Here is a 5,040-nt window from a genome sequence, read left to right as displayed (position 1 = left end):
TTCTTGTAGAGGTCCATCGGCGTGCCGACCTGCTCGATATGGCCGTCCTTGAGCACCACGATGCGGTCGGCGAGCGTCATTGCCTCGACCTGGTCGTGGGTGACGTAGATCATGGTCGTGTTGGGCATCGATTCCTTGAGCTTGGCGATTTCGATGCGGGTGGCGACTCGCAGCGCCGCATCAAGGTTCGAAAGCGGCTCGTCGAACAGGAACACCTTCGGATTGCGCACGATGGCCCGGCCGATGGCGACGCGCTGGCGCTGGCCGCCCGACATCGCCTTGGGCAGGCGGTCGAGATATTTGGTCAGCTGCAGGATCTCGGCGGCCTGACGCACGCGGCGGTCGATCTCGGCCTTGTTCTCTTTGCCGATCTTCATCGAGAACGCCATGTTGTCGTAGACGGTCATGTGCGGGTAGAGCGCGTAGGACTGGAACACCATGGCGATGCCCCGTTTCGACGGCGGCACGTCGTTCACCACTTCGCCGGCTATTCTGAGCTCGCCGGAGGTGATTTCCTCGAGCCCGGCGATCGATCTCAGCAATGTCGACTTGCCGCAGCCCGACGGGCCGACGAAGACGATGAACTCGCCCGATTTAATATCGAGGTCGATGCCGTGGAGAATGTTCAGATTGCCGTAGGACTTCTTCACTTGTCTTAGCGTGACATCGGCCATTTGGTTTCCTCCAGTGATTGGAATTCAGTCGAGACGCCCGAACCAGGCGCCGTAGCCGCCAAGCTCGATGGAACCGCTGTTCGCCTGCCCCGAAAATCCGTGCCCGGGCAGAGGTTGCAGCGATCGGCCGCCAAGGTCAACCTTGGCCGGCCCGGCTCCCAGATTGAAGACGCAGACGATCTGCTCGTTGCCTGCGCGGCGCGTGAAGGCGACGGTGTCGCCCTCACTTTCGATGAAGGTGATGTCGCCCTTGGCGAGCGCCGGATGGGCACGCCGGAAGGTGAGAAAGCGCCGGTAGTGCTCGAGCAGCGAAGCCTCGTCGCCCTGCTGGACATTGACCGCTTGCGCCAGATGCTTGGCCGGCACCGGCAGCCAGGGCTTTGCCTGGGAGAAGCCGCCATTCTTGGCGCTGCCATCCCACACCATTGGCGTGCGGCAGCCGTCGCGGCCCTTGAATTCCGGCCAGAAGCGGATGCCGTAGGGATCCTGCAGATCCTCGAACCGCAGCTCTGCCTCACCGAGCCCAAGCTCCTCGCCCTGGTAGATGCAGACCGAACCGCGCAACGACATCAGCAGCGCCGAGATGACCTTGAGGTAGGCGGTCGGGTCGGCCTCATTGGCGGCCCAGCGCGAGGCCGGGCGCATCACGTCGTGGTTGGAGAAGGCCCAGCACGACCAGCCGTCGCTGGCGACTTTGCCGAAGGATTCCAGCACCGAGCGGACCTTGCCCGCGCTGATCTTTTCCGGCGCCAGGAAATCGAAGGAGTAGCACATGTGCACGCGCTTGCCGCCTGCGGTGTAGGCGGCAACCACTTCAAGCCCGCGCTGCGAATCGCCGACCTCGCCGACCGCTGCGGTTGCCGGATACTCATCGAGCAGGGCACGGAACCGTTCGAGGAAGCCGAGGTTCTCGGGCCGGCTCTTGTCGTAGAGATGGTCCTGGTAGTTGTAGGGGTTGACCGCCGGCGCGGTCTGGTCGTTGCGCTCTTCCGGCGGCAGCGGCGGATTGTTTTCCAGGCCCTGGCTGTGGAAGTAGAAATTGATGGTATCGAGCCGGAAACCGTCGACGCCGCGCTCCAGCCAGAAGCGGGTGACGTCGAGCAATGCGTCCTGGACTTCGTGGTTGTGAAAGTTGAGGTCGGGCTGTTCGGCCAGGAAATTGTGCATGTAATATTGCTGGCGGCTGGTGTCCCATTGCCACGCCGAGCCGCCGAAGATCGACAGCCAGTTGTTGGGCGGTGTGCCGTCCGGCCTGGCGTCTGCCCAGACGTACCAATCGGCTTTCGGGTTGCTGCGGCTCGACCGGCTTTCCTTGAACCAGGGATGACTGTCGGCAGTGTGCGACAGCACCTCGTCGATCATCACCTTCAAGCCCAGCCTGTGTGCCTCGGCGGTCAGCGCGTCGAAATCGGCCAGCGTGCCGAACATCGGATCGACATCGCAGTAATCCGTCACGTCATAGCCGAAATCCTTCATCGGCGACTTGAAGAACGGCGAGATCCAGATGGCATCCGCGCCGAGTGCGGCGATATAGGAGAGGCGGCCTATGATGCCCTTGAGATCGCCGATGCCGTCGCCATTCGAGTCCTGATAGCTGCGCGGATAGATCTGGTAGATCACCGCGCCCCGCCACCAGTCGCGATCGATGGCGAGGTCAGGCTTCGAGCTGGCCTTCAAAGCGGATTGCATCGTCTCAGCCTCCTTTCACCGAGCCGGCAAGCAGCCCGCGGACAAAATAGCGCTGCAGCGAGAAGAACACGATCAGCGGTACGATGATGGTCACGAAAGCCGATGTCGTCAGAATCTCCCAGTCGCCGCCGCGCGAGCCCAACAGCGCGTTGAGCTTGGCGGTCAGCACGATCTGGTCTGCCTCTGTACCGAGGAAAACCATCGCCACCAGCAGATCGTTCCATACCCACAGGAACTGGAAGATGGCAAACGAAGCCAGCACCGGGAACGACAGCGGCAAGACGATCTTGACGAAGATCTCGAAATCGCTGGCGCCATCGATGCGCGCCGATTCCATGATTTCGCGCGGCAGGCCGGCAATGTAGCTGCGCAGCAGGTAGATGGCGAAGGGCAGGCCGAAGCCGGTATGCGCCAGCCAGATGCCGAGATAGGTCTTCGACGGCATGCCGAAGAAAGCGCCGACGCCGTTGTAGAGCTTCAACAGCGGGATCAGCGACATCTGCAATGGCACCACCAGCAGGCCGATGATGACGGCGATCAGCAGCGCCCGGCCGGGAAACCGCATCCAGGCCAGCGCATAGGCGGCAAAGGCGGCGATCAGGATCGGGATGACGGTAGCCGGAATGGTGACGGTCAGGGAATTCATGAATGACCGTCCGATGCCTTCGGAGAACAGCACGGTTCTGTAATTGTCGGTGGTGAATTTCGGCGGCGCCGACGAAGCATAATAGACGCGCTGGCCGCGATCGCCTTCGAATGCTTTCGGGGAATGCATGATGAAGCTGCCGTCGGCATTGAGCTGCAAGGTCACGCCGTCGCCGAGATCGGCTGTGGTGCCGGCGGGATATTGCGTCGGTGTCGCCGATTTGACCCCGAAGGCGCTGATGTCGCGCTTGGCGCCGTCGCCGAAGATATTGCCCTCGAGGACGAACTTGCCGTCCTTCTCGACTTGCGCCGAGGCGGGCGGGAGCCGGCCTGCTTCCGTCTGGGTGGAACTGGCGAACGAGTTCCACCAGCCCGAGGCGATGATCTGGTTCTTGTCGCGCAGCGACGAGACCAGGATGCCGAGCGTCGGTATGGTCCAGATCGCGACGAAGATGAGCACGGCGATGTGGACGCCAAAACGGCTGGCGAAGGAATTTCCGGCCGCGACGGCCATCTCAATGTCCTCCCGTCTCTTTGTTCGCCTGGCGGATGTTCCAGACCATGATCGGAATGACGGCAATCATGATGATGATGGCGATGGTGGCGCCGCGGCCGAAATCGCCGCCGCCGCGGAACATCCAGTCGAACATCAGATTGGCCAGCACCTGGCTGTTCCACTGGCCGTTGGTCATGGTCAGCACGATGTCGAACACTTTGAGCACCAGGATGGTGATCGTGGTCCAGACCACGGCGATGGTGCCCCAGATCTGCGGCACCATGATCTTCCAGAAGATCTGGAACGGATTGGCGCCGTCGATGACGGCGGCTTCCAGCGTTTCTTCGGGAATGCCGCGCAGGGCGGAAGACAGGATGACCATAGCAAAGCCGGTCTGGATCCAGATCAGGATGATCATCAGGAAGAAATTGTTCCAGAACGGCAGCGATATCCAGACCTGCGGCTGGCCGCCGAAATGCTGGATGATGGCGTTGAGGATGCCGATCTGCGTCTGGCCGTCGCCCCGATACTCGTAGATGAATTTCCAGATCACGCTGGCGCCGACGAAGGAGATCGCCAACGGCAGGAAGATCAGGCTCTTGGCGATCGTGCCCCACCAGATCTTGTCCGTAAGCACGGCGATGATCAGCCCGAGGAAGGTGCAGGCGGCCGGCACCACCGCCAGCCAGATGATGTTGTTGAGGATCGAGTTGCGGAACTCGCGATCGCCGAACGCCCATTGATAGTTCGCCAAGCCGACGAAATTGATGCCGCTGCGATCGAGGAACGACAGCCGCAGCGTCTCGACCACCGGATAGATCAGGTAAATGGTGAGGATGATCATCGCCGGGCCGACGAACAGCCATGGCCGGACCAGCCCTTGCCGGCGCAGATTGTCGATGGCCGCGGCACCCGCGACGCCGCGTGACGGGAATATCAGGTCGACCAGTTTGTTGGCGCCCCAGAAATAGGCGACGCAACCGCCGACGCCGACGATGATGACTGTTATGGCCGAGAAAATCTGAGCCGCCATGGGTCCCTCTCCCCCTGCGCATGACCCGACAAGGAATGACCTTGGTAACGGAGACCAGGCGCCGATTCAGTTGTTTGGAGCGCGTCATCGGCGGCTTGCGCACATTGCCGATCGCGCTTCATTTCAATGCGCTCATGACGAAAGGCTGCGGCACGGGCCGCCGTCGGATCCGGGCCAGTACGGTCCGGATCCAGTGCGAGAATGGTGGTCGCTTACATGCCGACCGCTACTTGATCGCGTCCCAGCTCTTCTGGATGTCGGTGGCGACGTCCTGCGCCGACTTGCCGCCGACCAGGTCGATCATGCCGGTCCAGAACGCGCCGGCGCCGATCTTGCCCGGCATCAGGTCGGAACCGTCGAAGCGGAAAGTCGAGGCATTGGCGAGGATTTCGCCCTGCTTCTTCAGCGCGTCGCTGGCATAGGCATCCTTGTTGACCGACTTGAGCGGCGTCACGAAGCCGCCTTCGGCCATCCAGATCTCGTGGGCGAGCGGCATCTTCAGG

At 62.0% G+C, this 5,040-nt stretch carries 4 protein-coding genes and 1 pseudogene; all 5 read right to left on the bottom strand.

Annotation, left to right across the window (positions count from 1 at the left end; translation table 11 throughout):
• A partial coding sequence (locus EN893_RS18550) for an ATP-binding cassette domain-containing protein (RefSeq protein WP_128361688.1) occupies positions 1-674 on the bottom strand: 674 nt, incomplete at its 3' end.
• Positions 675-698: 24 nt separating this feature from the next.
• On the bottom strand, positions 699-2,363 hold the full coding sequence (locus EN893_RS18545; RefSeq protein ID WP_127267788.1) for an alpha-glucosidase family protein: 1,665 nt from the start codon (positions 2,361-2,363) through the stop codon (positions 699-701).
• Between the two features lie 4 nt (positions 2,364-2,367).
• Positions 2,368-3,522 carry a carbohydrate ABC transporter permease gene (locus tag EN893_RS18540; protein ID WP_127267789.1) on the bottom strand — a complete coding sequence of 385 codons (1,155 nt, stop codon included), beginning with the start codon at positions 3,520-3,522 and terminating at the stop codon, positions 2,368-2,370.
• 1 nt (position 3,523) lies between these two features.
• Entirely contained in the window at positions 3,524-4,537 is a 1,014-nt protein-coding gene (locus tag EN893_RS18535) for a sugar ABC transporter permease (protein WP_127267790.1), read from the bottom strand.
• A 226-nt stretch (positions 4,538-4,763) separates the two neighbouring features.
• Positions 4,764-5,040, bottom strand: a pseudogene (locus tag EN893_RS18530) (alpha-glucoside ABC transporter substrate-binding protein); the annotation flags it as partial.

Source organism: Mesorhizobium sp. M7A.F.Ca.CA.004.04.2.1, assembly GCF_004022825.1.
GTDB lineage: Bacteria > Pseudomonadota > Alphaproteobacteria > Rhizobiales > Rhizobiaceae > Mesorhizobium.
Note: the sequence above shows the minus strand (reverse complement) of the source record. Positions and strands in the feature narration are given on the sequence as shown.